The following is a 263-nucleotide window of genomic DNA, read 5'->3' on the forward strand; positions in this document are numbered from 1 at the left end:
GGCCGACGGCCCAGCGGGCGTTGTCCGCCACCAGCCGGGTCGCGCGCGCCATCGGTGCGTCAGGCGGCATAGGAGAATCCGGAGACGAGGGCGTTGCGGTCCGAGACGTCCTGGCGGATGTCGTGGTCCTGGTAGCGGAAGTGCGAACTGCGCGCCGCCGTGACCGGATGGCCCGGCGCGACCGCGAGCGGATGCCCCGTGATCGTCACCGGCTCGCCGTCCTGGCCCTCGATGGCCGCGAACTCGGCCTCCGCGACCGCCCG

1 pseudogene is annotated in these 263 nt (G+C 74.1%); it reads right to left on the reverse strand.

Annotation, left to right across the window (positions count from 1 at the left end):
* Positions 1-59: 59 nt before the first annotated feature.
* Positions 60-263 (reverse strand): annotated as a pseudogene (locus R0J87_RS21570) (DUF1326 domain-containing protein); the annotation flags it as partial.

It is taken from the genome of Halomonas sp. SIMBA_159, from assembly GCF_046536035.1.
GTDB lineage: Bacteria > Pseudomonadota > Gammaproteobacteria > Pseudomonadales > Halomonadaceae > Vreelandella > Vreelandella venusta_A.